At 70.4% G+C, this 17,620-nt stretch carries 16 protein-coding genes; 11 read left to right on the forward strand and 5 right to left on the reverse strand.

Features of this window, described 5'->3' with window-relative positions; translation table 11 throughout:
- Positions 1-46: 46 nt before the first annotated feature.
- Entirely contained in the window at positions 47-946 is a 900-nt protein-coding gene (locus J2S22_RS00810) for a LysR family transcriptional regulator (protein ID WP_272776414.1), read from the reverse strand.
- Positions 947-1,046: 100 nt separating this feature from the next.
- Between J2S22_RS00810 and J2S22_RS00815 the strand changes: the two genes are divergently transcribed.
- On the forward strand, positions 1,047-2,141 hold the full coding sequence (locus J2S22_RS00815; RefSeq protein WP_272776413.1) for an alpha/beta fold hydrolase: 1,095 nt from the start codon (positions 1,047-1,049) through the stop codon (positions 2,139-2,141).
- A gap of 27 nt (positions 2,142-2,168) precedes the next feature.
- Here J2S22_RS00815 and tyrS read toward each other — a convergent pair whose 3' ends face one another.
- Positions 2,169-3,425 carry a tyrosine--tRNA ligase gene (tyrS, locus tag J2S22_RS00820; protein WP_272776412.1) on the reverse strand — a complete coding sequence of 419 codons (1,257 nt, stop codon included), beginning with the start codon at positions 3,423-3,425 and terminating at the stop codon, positions 2,169-2,171.
- Between the two features lie 451 nt (positions 3,426-3,876).
- Between tyrS and J2S22_RS00825 the strand changes: the two genes are divergently transcribed.
- On the forward strand, positions 3,877-5,991 hold the full coding sequence (locus tag J2S22_RS00825; protein WP_272776411.1) for a methyl-accepting chemotaxis protein: 2,115 nt from the start codon (positions 3,877-3,879) through the stop codon (positions 5,989-5,991).
- 75 nt (positions 5,992-6,066) lie between these two features.
- On the opposite strand, the gene trhA is transcribed toward J2S22_RS00825, so the two are convergent.
- On the reverse strand, positions 6,067-6,753 hold the full coding sequence (trhA, locus tag J2S22_RS00830; RefSeq protein WP_272776410.1) for a PAQR family membrane homeostasis protein TrhA: 687 nt from the start codon (positions 6,751-6,753) through the stop codon (positions 6,067-6,069).
- A 311-nt stretch (positions 6,754-7,064) separates the two neighbouring features.
- Between trhA and J2S22_RS00835 the strand changes: the two genes are divergently transcribed.
- The gene (locus J2S22_RS00835; RefSeq protein WP_272776409.1) at positions 7,065-7,793 is read left to right on the forward strand and encodes a ceramidase domain-containing protein; all 729 of its coding nucleotides are present in this window, start codon (positions 7,065-7,067) and stop codon (positions 7,791-7,793) included.
- Between the two features lie 60 nt (positions 7,794-7,853).
- Here J2S22_RS00835 and J2S22_RS00840 read toward each other — a convergent pair whose 3' ends face one another.
- Positions 7,854-8,534, reverse strand: coding sequence for an alpha/beta hydrolase (locus J2S22_RS00840; protein WP_272776408.1), 681 nt, complete (start codon positions 8,532-8,534; stop codon positions 7,854-7,856).
- A 315-nt stretch (positions 8,535-8,849) separates the two neighbouring features.
- Between J2S22_RS00840 and J2S22_RS00845 the strand changes: the two genes are divergently transcribed.
- The 8 genes from J2S22_RS00845 (at position 8,850) to J2S22_RS00880 (ending at position 16,446) form a co-directional block, all read left to right on the forward strand.
- Entirely contained in the window at positions 8,850-10,031 is a 1,182-nt protein-coding gene (locus J2S22_RS00845; RefSeq protein ID WP_272776407.1) for a cysteine desulfurase family protein, read from the forward strand.
- A gap of 92 nt (positions 10,032-10,123) precedes the next feature.
- Positions 10,124-11,623: a Fe-S cluster assembly protein SufB gene (gene sufB / locus J2S22_RS00850; protein WP_272776406.1), complete on the forward strand. Its 1,500-nt coding sequence runs from the start codon at positions 10,124-10,126 to the stop codon at positions 11,621-11,623.
- Positions 11,620-11,841, forward strand: coding sequence for a hypothetical protein (locus tag J2S22_RS00855; protein ID WP_272776405.1), 222 nt, complete (start codon positions 11,620-11,622; stop codon positions 11,839-11,841). Before sufB ends, J2S22_RS00855 begins: the two co-directional genes overlap by 4 nt.
- A gap of 122 nt (positions 11,842-11,963) precedes the next feature.
- Entirely contained in the window at positions 11,964-12,722 is a 759-nt protein-coding gene (gene sufC, locus J2S22_RS00860; protein ID WP_272776404.1) for a Fe-S cluster assembly ATPase SufC, read from the forward strand.
- A gap of 280 nt (positions 12,723-13,002) precedes the next feature.
- Positions 13,003-14,334 (forward strand): Fe-S cluster assembly protein SufD, encoded by a 1,332-nt coding sequence (gene sufD / locus J2S22_RS00865; protein WP_370878165.1) that lies wholly within the window; start codon positions 13,003-13,005, stop codon positions 14,332-14,334.
- 39 nt (positions 14,335-14,373) lie between these two features.
- Positions 14,374-15,618, forward strand: a complete 1,245-nt coding sequence (locus J2S22_RS00870) for a cysteine desulfurase (protein WP_272776402.1) — start codon at positions 14,374-14,376, stop codon at positions 15,616-15,618.
- Entirely contained in the window at positions 15,615-16,004 is a 390-nt protein-coding gene (locus tag J2S22_RS00875; RefSeq protein ID WP_272776401.1) for an SUF system Fe-S cluster assembly protein, read from the forward strand. The genes J2S22_RS00870 and J2S22_RS00875 overlap by 4 nt, the downstream gene beginning before the upstream one ends.
- Before the next feature lie 70 nt (positions 16,005-16,074).
- Positions 16,075-16,446 (forward strand): HesB/IscA family protein, encoded by a 372-nt coding sequence (locus J2S22_RS00880; RefSeq protein WP_272776400.1) that lies wholly within the window; start codon positions 16,075-16,077, stop codon positions 16,444-16,446.
- A 33-nt stretch (positions 16,447-16,479) separates the two neighbouring features.
- Here the strand turns inward: J2S22_RS00880 and J2S22_RS00885 are convergent, their stop codons facing one another.
- Positions 16,480-17,547, reverse strand: coding sequence for a GGDEF domain-containing protein (locus tag J2S22_RS00885; protein ID WP_272776399.1), 1,068 nt, complete (start codon positions 17,545-17,547; stop codon positions 16,480-16,482).
- Positions 17,548-17,620 lie beyond the last annotated feature (73 nt).

Below are 17,620 nucleotides of genomic sequence, written 5' to 3' on the forward strand. Positions count from 1 at the left end.
CCACCCACGCGGTCCCTTCGATGCCCGGCGCTCGCGCCGGGCATCGTCATTTCGGGCGGTCGGCCGCGGCCGATCGGGCGAGCGCCACGAAGGCTTCGACGACCGGCGTCGCTCGCGGATAAGCGAGAGCGATGTCGTAGCCGATCGGCGTTCCGGGGCCGACGAGTGGACGGAAGCCGATGTCGTGCCGCTCGCGATCGGCGGCGGCCGGCGAAACCACGGCGACGCCGAGGCCGGCCGCGACCAGACCGACGATCGTCTCCATCTGGAGCGCCTCCTGAACCACCTGCGGAACGAAGCCGGCGGCCGCGCAGGCCGCGGTAATTCGGCTGTGCAGGCCCGGCCCGTAGCGCGCCGGGAATCGGATCCACGGCTCGCGCGACAGCTCGGCAAGAGCCACCTTTCGCCGGCGAGCGAGGTGATGCCCGCCCGGCAGTGCCACTACGAGGGAGTCGCGAACGAGCGGCACGACCGTCAGCCCGTGCGGGTCGGCGAGCGGCAGCACCACCAAACCGAGGTCGGCCCGGTCCATCTGCAGGGCTTGCACCTGTTGGGCCGTCGAGGCCTCCTGCAGGTCGAGCGCGACCTCCGCGTGGCGAGCCCTGAACGAGCGGATCAGTTGCGGCAGCAACGAATGAGCACTGCTGGCCACGAAGGTCAGGCGCAGCGATCCGATCAGCCCCTCTCCGGCGCGTCGTGCGTCGCGGATCGCGCGTTCCGCCTGGGCCAGCGCGCGCCGGGCCTCCTCGAGGAACACCCGGCCGGCCGGCGTCAGCCGCTCCACCCGGTTGGTCCGCTCCAGCAATGTCGTGCCGAGCTCGGTCTCGAGCTTGCGGATCGACGCCGTGAGCGGCGGTTGCGCCATGTGCAGGCGCTCCGCGGCGCGGCGGAAGCTCAGCTCCTCGGCGACCGCGACGAACTGGCGGAACTGGCGCAGCTCGATCATGCGATACCCTGTTCGTATCGTGAGTTCATGGACTTCGTATTTTTCATATCGCAAGGTTCGCGCCAGAGTCTCTCCCGAACAACCGTATCGGGAGATGAAGATGATGCTGTCTGCCGTGTCGGCGGCCGCGGCCGTGACGCTTCTCGTCGCCGTCGCGACGGATCCGGTCCGCGCCGCCGAAGCACCGGGCCGGACGGACGTCCGCGTCACGACGGTGGACGGGGTCGGGCTTCGCGTGCGCGCCCTCGTGCCGGCCCGGGTCGAGCCCGGCCTGCCGCTCGTGCTGGTGCACGGAGCCCGCGTGCCCGGCGTGGCGTCGTTCGATCTCGACGTGCCGGGGGGCTCGCTCGCCGCCGATCTCGCGCTCCGTCTGCAGCGCCCGGTCTTCGTGATGGATGCCCGGGGCTACGGCGGTTCGGATCGGCCGGCCGCGATGGACCATCCGGCCGCCGAGGCGCCGCCGCTGTCGCGCGGGCACGAGGTGGTGCGGGACATCGACGCCGTCGCGACCGCCGTGATGGAGCGAACCGGAGCGCCGTGCGTGGCGTTGCTCGGATGGGCGACCGGCGGCATGTGGGCCGCCTGGTACGCTTCGCTGTGGCCGGAGCGGGTCGGTGCGCTGGTCGTGCTCAATGCCCTCTACGGCGGATCGGCCCGGCACCCCTCCCTCGGGCCCGGCTCGCCGAGCGCGGATCCGGTGCGTCCGGACCGGCTGAACCCGGCCATCGGGGCCTATCGCTGGAATCCCGCAGCGTCGCTGCTGCCGTCCTGGGACGCCACGATTCCGCTCGCCGACAAGTCGGCCTGGCGGGACGATGCGGTCGCCGCCGCTTATGTGCGGGAGGCGCTGGCGAGTGATCCACGTGCCGCCGGGCGGGATCCGCCGGCGTTCCGGGCGCCGCTCGGCGCAATCGAGGACAGCTTTCTTCAGGCCGGCGGACGCCGCCTGTTCGACGCGGGATCGATCACGGCGCCCGTGCTGGTCGTCCGCTCGGAGCGTGACTTTTGGAGCCGTCCGGAGGATGCGTCCGCATTCGTCCACGACGCAGTCCGCGCCCGCAGCCTGCGCGTCGTCACGCTGCCCGGGGCGACCCACTACGTGCATCTCGACCGGCCGGAGCGCGGCCGCGACGCGTTTCTGGACGAGGTCGTCGGCTTCCTGCGCGCCGTCCCGGCGGACGGGGGGCCACGATGACCACCGCCGCCGCGAGGCGGCGCAGCCTCACACCGCCTTCAGCAGCACGTGCTTCTTCTTGCCGAGGGAGAGCTTGATCACGCCGTCGGCGGTCAGGTCCTTCGGGCCGAGCTGCATCTTCTCGTCGGTGACGGCGACGTCGTTGACCCGGAGGCCGCCGGCCTTGACCTGGCGGCGGGCCTCGCCGTTGGAGGCGACGAGGCCGGTCTTCTCGGCGAAGGCGACCAGCACGCCGAGGCCCTTGTCGAGCTCGGCGCGGCCGACCTCGACGGTCGGCAGGGTCGCGGCCAGCGCGCCCTCCTCGAAGGTCTTCCGCGCGGTCTCCGCGGCCTGTTCGGCGGCGGCGCGGCCGTGCACCAGGGCGGTCGCCTCGGTGGCGAGGATCTTCTTCGCCTCGTTGATCTCGGCCCCGCCGAGCGCGGCGAGGCGGTCGATCTCGGCGAGCGGCAGCAGCGTGAACAGCTTGAGGAACGGGACGACGTCGCCGTCCTCGGTGTTGCGCCAGAACTGCCAGTAGTCGTACGGCGACAGCATCGCGCCGTCGAGCCACACGGCGCCGGCCGCGGTCTTGCCCATCTTGGCGCCCGAGGCGGTGGTGAGCAGCGGGCAGGTGAGCGCATAGAGCTGATGCGTGCCCATGCGGCGGCCGAGATCGATGCCGTTGACGATGTTGCCCCACTGGTCGGAGCCGCCCATCTGCAGGTTGCAGCCGTAGCGCCGGGCCAGCTCGACGAAGTCGTAGGACTGCAGGATCATGTAGTTGAACTCGATGAACGAGAGCTCCTGCTCGCGCTCCAGCCGCAGCCGCACCGAATCCATGGTCAGCATGCGGTTGATCGAGAAGTGGCGGCCGACCTCGCGCAGCATCTCGATGTAGTTGAGCGTCGTCAGCCATTCGGCGTTGTCGGCCATCACGGCGTCGCCGCGCCCCTCGCCGAAGGCGAGGAAGTTCGAGAACACCCGCTTGATGCTGTTCTTGTTCGCGTCGATCTGCTCGTAGGTGAGCAGCTTGCGGGTCTCGTCGCGGCCCGACGGGTCGCCGACCCGCGTCGTCCCGCCGCCCATCAGGGCGATCGGCTTGTTGCCGGTCTGCTGCAGCCAGTGCAGCATCATGATCGAGATCAGGTGGCCGACATGCAGCGACGGCGCCGTGCAGTCGTAGCCGACATAGGCGACGATCTCGTTCCGCTTCGCCAGCGCGTCCAGTCCCGCCGCGTCCGACACCTGGTGGATGAAGCCACGGCTCTCCAGGGTGCGGAGAAAATCGGACTCGTACGTGCTCATGACCCTCGTCCTCGTAGCGGGGGAGATCGGCGTCGCGGTCGCGTCGCGCCGCCACGAAAGATCGCCGGCGGCCCCGGCGGCGGACCGCTCCCGGGCGCCCGGCCGGTGCGCGCCGCCTCGGGCCGGTGATGTATCAGGTCCGGCGTCGATTTCAAATTGGCGGCGACGGCGCTTCGGCGGTGTTCGCGGTCCACCGCGTGGGTCCTTGGAGCTCACCCCGTGGTGTCGGTCTGCCGCAAATGCTCGGATTGATATTCGGCTCCGTAGTAGTACGTCTAGTAAGAATGGTCAGGGGAGACGTCGTTTCGATAGCCGAAGCATTGCGGGGCAGCGGAGGCGGCTCTCTTTAGAATTCCTTCAAATATTCTCCTTTATTTGTGAGCTGCGGCGCATTTCCTTCCACGGGCAGGCCGTGTTCACCGCGGCCGGTCGCTCGACCAGAGTTCACCACATGGCTGCTTCGTCGATGCCCGCCGTCCGCGGCGTCAAGATCACCACGATCCTGTACGGCCTGTTCGGTCTGTGCGCCGTCGTCATGGGCGGCCAGGCGACGGTCGCGCTGCGCGACTCCTGGACCAACGCGCGCACCACCGCCGAGGTGGAGGCGATCGCGGTCGCCAACCGCGCGCTGTTCGACGTCATCCAGAACACCGTGGTCGAGCGGGGCATGATGTTCATCGCCCTGCAGGCCGAGGCGCCGGCCGGCGCCAGGCTCACCGACCAGTTCGCGACGTTTCGAGGCAAAGCGGCGCCGGCGATCGAGGCGGTGCTCGCCGCCTGCGCGCGCCTGCAGTGCGCCGACGGCGACGTGCCGGGAAGGCTGCGCCGCATGCTGGCCGACGTCGCCACGGTGCGCGCCAAGGCCGACGCGGCGATCAAGCAGCCGCTCAAGGAGCGGCCGGCCGGCCTCGCCAAGGAGTGGTTCCAGACCGCCCTGACCATGGGCGACGAGCTGGAGCGCGTCTCGGCGGCGCTCGGCCGCAAGATCCGCATGGCCGACCCGGCGGTGGCCGAGCTGGTCGGCATCAAGGAGGCCGCCTGGCTGGCGCGCGCCTCCGCCGGCCGCGAGCGGACCGTCATCCAGCAGATCATCCAGAAGCGGGCCTATCCGCCGGAGCTGCGCGATCAGCGCCAGTCGCTCGGCGGCCAGACCGACGCGGCGTGGCAGATCGTGAAGGGGCTGGCGGCGCGCTCGGGCGTGCCGGCACCGGTCGTCGCCGCGGTCGCCGACGCCCAGACGAAGCGCTTCGAGACCTACGGCAAGGCACGCGCCGACATCGAGAAGGCGTTGAGCGAAGGCCGCGACCCGCCGATCGGCAACGACGAGTATGTCCGGATCGCCAACGTGTCGCTCGACGCGCTGGTCGCCGTCTCCACCGCGGCGCTGGAGTCGATCATCGCCCACGCGGGGCAGGGGGCGGCGGCCGCCCGGACCGGGCTCCTGGTCAACGCCGGCGTGCTGGCGCTCGCCCTGCTGGTCGGCCTGACCGGCATCGTGGTGGCGTGGCGGCGGATCGGCCGGCCGCTGTCGGCGCTGACCCGCGGCATGCAGGAGCTCGCGGACGGCAATCTCGACGTGGCCCTGGCCGGCGTCGACCGGGGCGACGAGATGGGCGAGATCGCCCGCGCCGTCGAGAGCTTCAAGGTCAAGGCGGCCGAGAAGGCGCGGCGCGAGGCGGAGGCGCAGGCCGAGGCGGAGAAGATCGCGGCCGAGCGGCGGCGGCAGGAGATGCATACGCTGGCGCAGTCGTTCGAGGCCGCGGTCGGCGAGATCGTCGAGACCGTGTCGTCGGCGGCGACCGAGCTGGAGGCCTCGGCCGGCACCCTGACCCGGACGGCCGAGACGACCCAGCGGCTTTCGGCGACGGCGGCGACGACCTCGGATCAGGCCTCCGCCAATGTCCAGAGCGTCGCCTCGGCCGCCGGCCAGATGACCGCCTCGGTCGGCGAGATCAGCCGGCAGGTCCAGGATTCGACCCGCATCGCCGCGGACGCCGTGCGGCAGGCCGAGCAGACCGACCGCCGCATCGCCGAGCTGTCGCAGGCGGCGGGCCGCATCGGCGACGTCGTCAAGCTGATCACGGCCATCGCCGAGCAGACCAACCTGCTGGCGCTGAACGCCACCATCGAGGCGGCGCGCGCCGGCGAGGCCGGCCGCGGCTTCGCCATCGTGGCCCAGGAGGTGAAGGCGCTGGCCGGCCAGACCGCCAAGGCGACCGGCGACATCGCCACCCAGATCGGCGCCATGCAGGCGGCGACGAGCGACTCGGTCGCGGCGATCAAGGAGATCGGCGGCACCATCGGGCGCATCGCCGAGATCGCGTCGGCGATCGCCGCCGCCGTCGAGGAGCAGGGGGCGGCGACCTCCGAGATCGCCCGCAACGCCCAGCAGGCCTCGCACGGCACCGCCGAGCTGGCCGGAACCATCGGCGAGGTCAGCCGCGGCGCCGGCGAGACCGGGGCGGCCTCGTCCCAGGTCCTCTCCTCGGCGCGCGCGCTCGCCGGCGAGAGCAACCGGCTGGAGATCGAGGTGGAGAAGTTCCTGGCGACGGTGCGGGCCGCCTGAGCGGGCCGAGGTCCCGCCGGTCGGCCGCACGGCTCCGGCGGGTGGTGCCGGAGCGTGCCGGTTCGATGGTCCGCGTCAGGCCGCCTCGACGAGCGCCGCGTAGTCGACCACGGCGGCATAGTGGCACGCCGCGGCGAGCAGCACGAAGCCGTGCCAGATCGCGTTCTGGTACCGCAGGCTGCGCCAGAGATGGAAGACGACGCCGACCGAATAGAGGAGGCCGCCGGTCACCAGGAGCTGCAGGGTTCCGGGCGGCAGCGCGGAGTCCAGCGTCCGGTAGAGCGCGATGCCGCTCCAGCCGAGCAGCAGGTACACGGCATAGGAAAGGCGCTCGGCCCGTCCCGGCAGCGCGAGCTTCACGGCGATCCCGAGCCCGGCCGTCAGCCACAGGCCGGCCAGCAGGAGGCCGGCGGCGGGCTGGTCGGCGAGCGGCCACAGGATCGGCGTGTAGGTGCCGGCGATCAGCAGGTAGATGCCGGCATGGTCGAAGCGGCGGAGAAATCCCTTGGTCGCCGACGGCGGCCACATGTTGTAGGCGGCCGAGAACGCGACCATCGCCACCAGCGACGCCGAATAGGCCACCAGAGGCTCGACGATCGGGGCGGCGAACACGTCGCGCGCCGTCCAGAGCGCGATCGCGAACGCGCCGGCGATCGCCAGACCGAGGCCGAGCGCGTGCATCACGCCGTCGGCGACGATCTCGTCGCGGTCGAAGTCCCACCTGTATCGTCTCGGTCGACTGAAGAAGGTCACTGCGCGCACGTCCCCTGATCGCGCCGTCAACCGAGCAGGTTCGGCCGCGGTTCCTGTGCGGCCTGCCGGCGGCGCGGCATTCCGACACGGTGGCGTACGGTCAGCGCCGCTGCGGGCGCGTACGCGGTCCGTGCCGCCCCGGCGGATCGCGCCGCCCGACGCCGGGAACACTCCACCGTCGTCTCGGTTTGACCGAAAGGCCGGCCCGTCGCCGCGTCACGGCGGCGACGTCACGCCGGGCCCGCATCGCGCCCCGGCGGCGCCGCCGGCGGGTCACGGTCCGGGCGGCCGGTCTCGAACCCGACGGGAGGCCGCGCGCCATGGCCTGGCAGGATGCCGTGATCCAGTATTGCGAACGGCAGGATCACGGCTTCTGGTCCGAGCCGGTGAATGCCGCCACCAATCTCGCCTTCCTGCTGGCCGCGGCGGCGGCCTTCCGGCTGTGGCGGCGGCAGGCGCGGTCCGACGGCTTCGCGCTGGCCCTGATCGTCGTCACGGCTGCGATCGGAATCGGCAGCTTCGTCTTCCACACGGTGGCGACCCGCGGCGCCGTGCTGCTCGACGTCGTCCCGATCGCCGTGTTCATCCACGGCTACTTCTTCCTGGCGCTGCGGCGATTCTTCGGCCTCGGCCTGGTGGCGGCGGGGGCGGCGACCGGGCTGTTCGCGGCGGGCGGGCTCGCGCTCGGGCCCGATGCCGACCGGCTCCACGGCTCGCTCGCCTATCTGCCGGCCCTGGTCGCCCTGGCGGCGTTCGCCGGGCTCCTTCGGCAGCCGCGGGGCGCCGGGGCCGAGCAACGGGACCGGCGACGGGCCGCCCGCGGGCTCGCGATCGCGGCGGGCCTGTTCCTGGTCTCGCTGGTGTTTCGGACCGTGGATCGCGAGATCTGTCCGGTGCTCCCGGTCGGGACGCACTTCCTGTGGCATCTGCTCAACGCGACGGTGCTCTGGCTCCTGCTGAGGACCGTCATCCTGGCCCGGGCGGACGCCCTCCGGCGGACGGCGTCACGCGCCGGCGCGGCTTCGGCGGCGACGGTCCGGATCACCTGAGCGGGATAGGGATGCCACCCGAGCGGGACTTGCGGGGCGATGGCCGGCCGGCCGCGCCGGTCAGCCGGTGCGGCGGCCACGCGGCTCGGGCTTGGCCGTGACGGTGGCGAGGCGCTTGTCGAGATAGCCGGTGATGGCCTGCATCAGCGGCTCGATCTTCTGGTCGAAGAAGTGGTTGGCCGAGGGGATCACCTTCTGCTCGATGACGATGCCCTTCTGGGTCTTCAGCTTCTCGACCAGGGTCTGGACGTCCTTGTAGGGCACGACGGCGTCGCGCTCGCCGTGGACGATCAGGCCGGAGGAGGGGCAGGGGGCCAGGAACGAGAAGTCGTAGAGATTGGCCGGCGGGGCGATCGAGATGAATCCCTCGATTTCCGGCCGGCGCATCAGCAGCTGCATGCCGATCCAGGCGCCGAACGAGAAGCCGGCGATCCAGCAGCTGCGCGCCTCCGGATTGATGGCCTGGGCCCAGTCGAGCGCCGAGGCGGCGTCGGACAGCTCGCCCTGGCCGTGGTCGAACGAGCCCTGGCTGCGGCCGACCCCGCGGAAGTTGAAGCGCAGCACGGAAAAGTTGCGATGCGCGAAGGCATAATACATCTGGTAGACGATCTGGTGGTTCATCGTGCCGCCGAACTGGGGGTGCGGATGCAGCACGATGGCGATCGGGGCGTTCTTCACCCGCGACGGGTGATAGCGCCCCTCGATCCGACCGGCGGATCCGTTGAAGATGACCTCAGGCATGCTCGTGAACCTCGTCCTGCCCGGCGGTGCACAGGCACCACCGCCCTCCGGCCTCGTCCCCGGCGCCCTTGACGCCGCCGGCGCGACCCGCCTATCTGTCTACAACGCCTCGAATTTCCGGAATGGTCCTGGCCGTTGGACGGCTGCGAAGCCGGTCGGTGGCGCGGCGCCTTGGTCTAGCATGACCCCCGGGGCGAAAAGCAAGGATTTCGTTGCGGGTGGCCGCTGGCCGCACGGCCTCGGGCGGGGCGCGGCCGGGCCGCGCCGGCCGGCCCGCCGGACCCGCCTCCGGACCCGGCAGATCGACGGAAACGCATGACCGAGCGCGTCTATCTCGACTGGAACGCCACCGCGCCGCTGCGGCCGGAGGCGCGCGCCGCGATGCTGGCCGCGCTCGACGCCGGCAACCCGTCCTCGGTCCATGCCGAGGGGCGGGCGGCCCGCGCCCTGGTCGAAGACGCCCGCGAGGCGGTCGCCCGGCTGGTCGGGGCGGCGCCCCGCGACGTGATCTTCACCTCCGGCGGCACCGAGGCCAATGTCCTCGCCCTGACCCCCGCCCTGCAGGTCGGGGCCGACACGGCGCCGCGCGACCGCCTGCTGGTGTCGGCGATCGAACACGCCTCGGTCCGGTCCGGTGGCCGGTTTCCGACCAACGCTGTCGACATTGTTCCGGTCACCCCCGACGGGCTCGTCGACCTGGCCGCCCTGGCGGCCCGGCTCGAGGCCCTGGCCGTTGAAAACACTGGGATTCGGCCGTTGGTATCGGTCATGCATGCCAACAACGAGACCGGGGTGGTGCAGCCGATCGCCGCCGCGGCGGAACTGGTTCACGCGGCCGGAGGGATCCTGCATGTCGACGCGGTTCAGAGCGCCGGGAAGATCCCGTGCGACATCGGCGCCCTGGGGGCCGATCTGATGACGCTCTCGGGCCACAAGATCGGTGGTCCCAAGGGAGTCGGTGCCGTGGTGCTGCGCTCCGCCGCGATCCATGTGTCCGATCCGCTCCTGAAGGGCGGCGGGCAGGAGCGCGGGGCCCGCGCCGGGACCGAGAACGTCGCGGCGATCGCCGGCTTCGGGGCGGCCGCGGCCGCCGCGGCCCGCGACCTCGCGGCAGCCGGCCCGGCCATGGCGACGCGGCGCGACGCCCTGGAGGCGCAGGTCGCCGCCGGTTCGCCGCAGACCTGCGTGATCGGCGGGGCGGCACCCCGCCTGCCCAACACCAGCCTGCTGGCGGCGCCGGGGCTGAAGGCCGAGACCGCCCTGATCGCCCTCGATCTCGCCGGACTGGCCGTCTCGTCCGGGGCCGCCTGCTCGTCCGGCAAGGTGGGCGCGTCGCAGGTGCTGGCCGCCATGGGGGTTCCGCCCGCCATTGCCGCCGGGGCCATTCGGGTCAGCCTCGGCCCGGCGACGACCGAACGCGACGTCGCGGCCTTCGTCGACGCTTGGAACGGGCTCGTACGTAGACTATCTAAGGGAGGATGCGGTATTGCCGCGTGACCCGATCCATTTCGCAGGTGATCTTCCGCAGGACGAACACCATAGGCCAACATCCAACCCGCGGTCCTTGAAACCGCAGTGGAGGGAATGAAATGCCGGCCGTGCAGGAGACCGTCGAGCAGGTCAAGAGCATCGACGTCGATCAGTACAAGTACGGTTTCGAGACCGACATCGAGACCGAGAAGGCACCCAAGGGACTCTCCGAGGACACGGTCCGGTTCATCTCGGCCAAGAAGGACGAGCCGGCCTGGATGCTGGAGTGGCGCCTCGAGGCGTATCGCCGCTGGCTGACCATGGAGGAGCCGACCTGGGCGCGGGTCGACTACCCGAAGATCGACTACCAGAACGCCTACTACTACGCGGCGCCCAAGGCGTTCGTCGCGCCGAAGTCGCTCGACGAGATCGACCCGGAGATCCTCCGGACCTACGAGAAGCTCGGCATCCCGCTGCGCGAGCAGGAGATCCTGGCCGGCGTGGTGCGTCAGGACGGGGCCGACGCTCCGGCCGGCGGCACCCGGGTCGCGGTCGACGCCGTGTTCGATTCGGTCTCGGTGGCGACCACCTTCAAGGAGGAGCTGAAGAAGGCCGGCGTGATCTTCATGCCGATCTCCGAGGCCGTGCGCGAGCATCCGGAGCTGGTGAAGAAGTATCTCGGCTCGGTGGTGCCGGTGACCGACAACTTCTTCGCCACCCTCAACTCGGCCGTGTTCTCGGACGGCTCGTTCGTCTACATCCCGCCGGGCGTGCGCTGCCCGATGGAGCTGTCGACCTACTTCCGCATCAACGAGCGCAACACCGGCCAGTTCGAGCGCACCCTGATCATCGCCGACCGGGGCTCCTATGTGAGCTACCTGGAAGGCTGCACGGCGCCGCGCCGCGACGAGAACCAGCTCCACGCCGCCGTGGTCGAACTGATCGCGCTCGACGACGCCGAGATCAAGTACTCGACCGTGCAGAACTGGTTCCCGGGCGACTCCGAGGGCAAGGGCGGCATCTACAACTTCGTCACCAAGCGGGGCGACTGCCGCGGCAGGAACTCGAAGATCTCGTGGACCCAGGTGGAGACCGGCTCGGCCATCACCTGGAAGTATCCGAGCTGCATTCTCCGGGGTGACGGTTCGCGCGGAGAATTCTACTCGATCGCCATCTCGAACGGCCGCCAGCAGGTCGATTCGGGCACCAAGATGATCCATCTCGGCAAGAACACCACGAGCCGGATCATCTCCAAGGGCATCGCGGCGGGCCGCTCCGACAACACCTACCGGGGGCTCGTCTCGGCCCACCGCAAGGCGACCGGCGCGCGCAACTTCACCAACTGCGATTCGCTCCTGATCGGCTCGCACTGCGGCGCCCACACGGTCCCCTACATCGAGGCGAAGAACGCCTCGGCCGTGTTCGAGCACGAGGCGACCACCTCGAAGATCTCCGAGGACATGCTGTTCTACTGCATGCAGCGCGGCCTCTCCGAGGAGGAGGCGGTCGCCCTGGTGGTGAACGGCTTCGTCAAGGACGTGCTGCAGCACCTGCCGATGGAGTTCGCCGTCGAGGCCCAGAAGCTGATCTCCATCTCGCTGGAGGGCAGCGTCGGATGACCGGAGAGCCGGACGATCTGGTCCTGGAGCATCTCCGGGCGATCCGTGGCCAGACGGGCAGGATGGCCGACATGATGCACACGATGAGCGTCGAGACGACCGCCATCCGTCAGCATCTGGCCGGCGTCGTGACCATCCAGGAGCACGACCACGGCGGCATCGCGGGCATCAAGGCCCGGCTCGACAGGATCGAGACACGTCTGGATCTCGTCGATTGAGCCGCCACGCCCGCGAGCGCCCGCACAACGGCATCGCCTCGCGGGCGAGCGAGACTTCCCCCTTTGACGCGTGACGCCCGGCCGCTGCGATGCAGGGCGGGACAACACGAGGTGAAACCGAAATGTCGCTTCTGGAAATCAAGAACCTGCAGGCTTCTGTCGAGGACCGCCAGATCCTCCGCGGCGTCGATCTCGTCGTGAACCCGGGCGAGGTGCACGCCATCATGGGCCCGAACGGCTCGGGCAAGTCGACGCTGGCGCACGTGCTGTCGGGCAAGGACGGCTACGAGGTGACGGGCGGCTCGGTGACGCTGGACGGCATCGATCTCCTGTCGATCGAGCCCGACGAGCGCGCCGCCGCCGGCCTGTTCCTGGCGTTCCAGTACCCGATGGAGATCCCCGGCGTCGCCACCATGACGTTCCTGCGCACCGCCATGAACGCCCAGCGCAAGAAGCGCGGCGAGCCGGAGCTGTCGACGCCGGAGTTCATGAAGCGGGTGCGCGAGGAGGCGAAGAACCTGTCGATCGATCCGGAGATGCTGAAGCGTCCGGTCAATGTCGGCTTCTCGGGCGGCGAGAAGAAGCGCAACGAGGTGCTGCAGATGGCGCTGCTGCAGCCGAAGCTCGCGGTGCTGGACGAGACCGACTCGGGGCTCGACATCGACGCGCTCAAGATCGCCGCCGAGGGCGTCAACCGCCTGCGCTCGCCGGAGCGCGGCATGATCGTGATCACCCACTATCAGCGGCTGCTCGAGCACATCGTGCCGGACATCGTGCACGTGTTCTCGCGCGGGCGCATCGTGCGCACCGGCGGCAAGGAGCTGGCGCTCGAGCTGGAGGCCAAGGGTTACGCCGACTACGAGCAGGAGGCGGCGGCCTGACGCCGGAGCGCGATGACCGAGGAGGTCGACAGCCTCGTGCTGCAGCACCTGCGGGCGATCCGGGCTCAGCTCGACATCCAGTCCGATCGCCTGCTCGAGTCGCCTGCTCGAGCTGACTCGGCGGGTCGGCAGCCTGGAGCAGCAGATGGCGCACCTGAACGTTCAGCTCGCCAACCTCTCGGTTCGCGTCGACCGCATCGACGCCCGTCTCGACCGCGTCGAACGCCGCCTCGGCCTGATCGAAGCCCGAGCCCCCGACCGTATTCCGGATGACCAGACCATGACCCGACCGACCATTGCCAAGACCGACGCCGAGCAGGCGATCGCCGCCACCTGGACCGACGTGAAGGACCGGCTGCCCGGGCCGGCGCCGCTCGCCGCCCGCCGCGAGGCCGCGTTCCGGAGGTTCGAGGCCGCCGGCCTGCCGAGCCGGCGCGTCGAGGAGTGGAAGTACACGGATCTCCGCGCCCTGATGCGCGACGCCAAGCCGCTGGCGCAGCCGCCGGGCGAGATCGGCAAGGTGCGGGCCCGCGCCGCCGGCGCCGTGCTGGCCGGAGTCGACGTCCGCCGCGTCGTGATCGCCGACGGCGTGCTGCTGAAGGAGCTGTCCGATCTCGACGGGCTGGAGCCCGGGCTCGTCGTCGGCTCGCTCGCCGACGCGCTGACCCGCGGCGACAGTGAGGTGACGAGCCGCCTCGGCGCCCAGAGCCCGGCCGAGAAGGACGTCGCCTTCGCGCTCAACACCGCCTTCATGGGCGACGGCGTCGTGATCCGGGTGTCGCCCGGCGTCAAGATCGCGCGGCCGATCCATCTCGTCTTCTGCTTCACCGGCCCGGTGCCGGCGACCGTCTTCACCCGCTCGCTCCTGAGCGTCGGGGCCGGCGCCGCCGTGACCCTGGTCGAGAGCCACGAGGGACCGGACGGGCTCGACTACCAGGTCAACACGGCGCTGGAGATCGTCGCCGCCGACGGGGCCGAGATCGATCACGTCAAGATCGGGCTCGAAGGCGGCTCCGCCCTGCACGTCTCGACCCTGACCGCGGCGCTCGGCCGCCACGTCCAGATGCGCGACCTCACCGTCGCGCTCGGCGGTGCGGCGGTGCGCAACCAGGCGTTCGTGCGCTGCGACGGGACGGGCACGACGGTCGGGCTGCACGGCGCGACCATGCTGCGGGGCCGCCAGCACGCCGACGCGACCCTGGTGGTCGACCACGCCATCGGCGGCTGCGTCAGCCGGGAGATCTTCAAGGGCGTGCTCGACGGCGAGAGCCGCAGCGTGTTCCAGGGCAAGACCATCGTGCGGCCGGACGCGCAGAAGACCGACGGCAAGATGGCCTCGCACGCGCTGCTCCTGTCGGAGACGGCCGAGGCCGACCACAAGCCGGAGCTCGAGATCTTCGCCGACGACGTGGTCTGCGGCCACGGCGCCACGGCCGGCGCGCTCGACGACGACCTGCTGTTCTACCTGATGGCGCGCGGCATCCCGAAGAAGGAGGCCGAGACGCTGCTGATCCAGTCCTTCGTCGGCGAGGCGATCGACACGGTGACCAACGAGGGCATCCGCGATGCCCTGACGGCCGCGGCGACGCGGTGGCTCGAGGCACGGGAGTAGCACGAGGCGCGGCGCCCCCCAGCCGCGCGTGCGCATCACATGACCCATCCGGCGGTAAAGAACGGCTCCTACGACGTCGCGCGCATCCGCGAGGACTTTCCGGCCCTGTCGCTGCAGGTGTACGGCAAGCCGCTCGTCTATCTCGACAACGCCGCCTCGGCCCAGAAGCCGACGGCGGTGCTCGACCGGCTGACGCACGCCTACACGCACGAATACGCCAACGTGCATCGCGGGCTGCACTACCTCGCCAACGCCGCGACCGAAGCGTACGAAGGCGCGCGCGAGAAGGTGCGGGCCTTCGTCAACGCGGCGCGGGCCGAGGAGATCGTGTTCACCCGCAACGCCACCGAGGCGGTCAACCTGGTGGCGCAGACCTTCGGCCGCGACCGCATCGGACCGGGCGACGAGATCGTGCTCTCGATCCTGGAGCACCATTCCAACATCGTGCCGTGGAACTTCCTGCGCGAGCGCCAGGGGGCGGTGATCAAGTGGGCGCCGGTCGACGACGAGGGCAACTTCCTGATCGACGCGTTCGAGAAGCTGCTGACCGATCGCACCCGGATGGTCGCCATCACCCAGATGTCGAACGGTCTCGGCACCACGGTGCCGGTCAAGGAGGTGGTGCGGATCGCGCACGCCCGCGGCATCCCGGTGCTGGTCGACGGCGCCCAGGGGCTCGTCCATCTCGACGTCGACGTCCAGGACATCGGCTGCGACTTCTACGTGATGACGGGCCACAAGCTTTACGGCCCGAGCGGCATCGGCGCGCTCTACGCCCGCTACGACATTCTCGAGAAGATGCCGCCCTTCCTGGGCGGCGGCGAGATGATCCGCGAGGTGTTCGAGGACCGCGTCACCTACGGCGACCCGCCGCACCGCTTCGAGGCCGGCACGCCGGCGATCGTCCAGGCCATCGGCTTCGGGGCGGCCATCGACTACGTCACCTCGATCGGCCGCGACCGCATCCGGGCGCACGAGGAGACGCTGCTGCGCTACGCCCACGACCGGCTCGGCGAGATCAACTCGCTGCGCATCATCGGCACGGCGAAGGAGAAGGGGGCCATCGTCTCGTTCGAGATGAAGGGCGCCCACCCGCACGACATCGCCACCATCATCGACCGCTCGGGTATCGCGGTGCGGGCCGGCACCCACTGCGTGATGCCGCTGCTGGCCCGCTTCGGGGTCACGGCCACTTGCAGAGCCAGCTTCGGGCTTTACAACACGGTGGAAGAGGTCGACCGTCTGGCCGAAGCCCTGATCAAGGCCCAGGATATGTTCGCATGACCGACGACACCAACCCCGCCGACGCGCCCGCGAACGCCACCCTGGCGGTACCGGCCGGCTCGGCCCTGCCGCCCGACGAGATCCGCCGACTGACCGACGACATCGTCGCGGCGCTGAAGACCGTCTACGATCCGGAGATCCCGGCCGACATCTACGAGCTCGGCCTGATCTACAAGATCGAGATCAACGACGATCGCTCCGTGTCGGTCGACATGACGCTGACGACGCCGAACTGCCCGTCGGCCCAGGAGCTTCCCACCATGGTGGAGAACGCGGTCGCGAGCGTCGCCGGGGTCGGCCCGGTGGACGTCGAGATCGTCTGGGAGCCGCCGTGGGACCCGAGCCGGATGTCCGACGAGGCCCGGGTCGTCCTCAACATGTGGTAGTGCCCGGTCCGGGCGGTCCCCCGGCCGCCCGGCGCCGGCCCGTGCGGGCCGGCCGCGAAGGAGACGAGAGATGGCGAGTGCGCGTCCGAGACCGCAGGTGATCCGGCTGACCGACGCCGCCGCGGCGCGGCTCAAGCAGATCATGGCGAAGGCCGAGAAGCCGATCGCCGGCGTGCGCATCGGCGTCAAGAACGGCGGCTGCGCCGGCATGTCCTACACGATGGAATACGCCGAGGCGGTGACCCCGTCCGACGAGGTGATCGAGGACAAGGGCGTGCGGGTGCTGGTCGACCCCAAGGCCGTGCTGTTCCTGCTCGGCACCGAGATGGACTTCAGGACCGAGAAGCTGTCGGCCGGGTTCGTGTTCACCAACCCCAACCAGGTCTCGGCCTGCGGCTGCGGCGAGTCGGTGCAGATCAAGCCGGCCGAGGTCGAGGCCTAGGCGCGCGGCGGCGGCGGTCCGCCGTCCGTCCGCTCACGCGATGCGGCGCTGCAGGTCCGGCGACACCTCGGGATCGGTCTCGCACACCACCATGTTCCGGCCGGCCCGCTTCGCCGCGTAGAGGCAGGCGTCGGTGCGCTCGATCAGGGTGTGGACGGTATCGCCGGGCCGCAGCGTGGCGACGCCGCACGAGATGGTGACGCGGCCCAGGATCTCCCGCGTCGAGCGCTTCATCAGCTCCTTGCCCATCACGGCGCGGCGGATGTAGTCAGCCACCGTGGTGGCGGACTTCAGCGGCGTCTCCGGCAGGATGACGGCGAACTCCTCGCCGCCGTAGCGGGCCGCGAGGTCCTGGCCCTTGACGTTCTGCTTCACCGAGAGCGCGACGAGGCGCAGCACCTGGTCCCCGGTGAGGTGGCCGTAGGTGTCGTTGAAGCGCTTGAAGTGATCGATGTCGGTCAGCACCAGCGACAGCGACAGGCCGCGCTGCACGGCCTCCTCGATCAGCCGGTCGAGGGCCTCGTCGAAGCACTTCCGGTTGGCCAGCGTGGTGAGCGGGTCGGTCATGCTCTCGCTGCGCAGCTCCTCGAGGTTCTGCTGCAGCTTGGCGATCTCGTTCTTCGACGCGCCGAGGCGGTGCTCGAGCGCGCGGTTGTCGCTCTCGATCTCCTTCACGGTGCGGATCAGATCCTCGAGCACGCCGCGGATCGCGGCGTCGTCCTCCGCCTGGCCGAGCTGGTCGCTGGCGTCGGCGAGCGTCTCGGTGGCGCGGCTGGTGGAACCGAGTGCGGCGTCCAGCACCGCCATGATCTGATCGATCCGGCCCGCGACCTTGCCGCCGATCGTCTCGATCTGCTCGCCGAGCCGGGTCGGCGTGAAGAAGCGGGCGTAAATCCGGTCGATCTCCTCGGTCGAGAGCGTTCCGGCCTTGGAGATGTGGTCGTTGATGGCGGCGTTCAGGGAGGCGTTGTAGCCGGTGGCGTAGTGGTACCAGATCTCGTAGTTGCGCGGCGCCGCCGAGAGGCGCAGCGCCTTGATCTGATCCAGCGCGATCTTGGCGAACGAGACTGTACGCTCGAAATCGTCCGGCCTGCCCGACATCCGCGTACTCCGAGGGCGAAGGAGAACGACGGTCTGGCGGGCATCGGCGCCTCCGACCGGTCTGTGGAGAGGC

This window comes from Rhodoplanes tepidamans (assembly GCF_030813915.1).
In the GTDB taxonomy this organism is placed as follows: domain Bacteria; phylum Pseudomonadota; class Alphaproteobacteria; order Rhizobiales; family Xanthobacteraceae; genus Rhodoplanes; species Rhodoplanes tepidamans.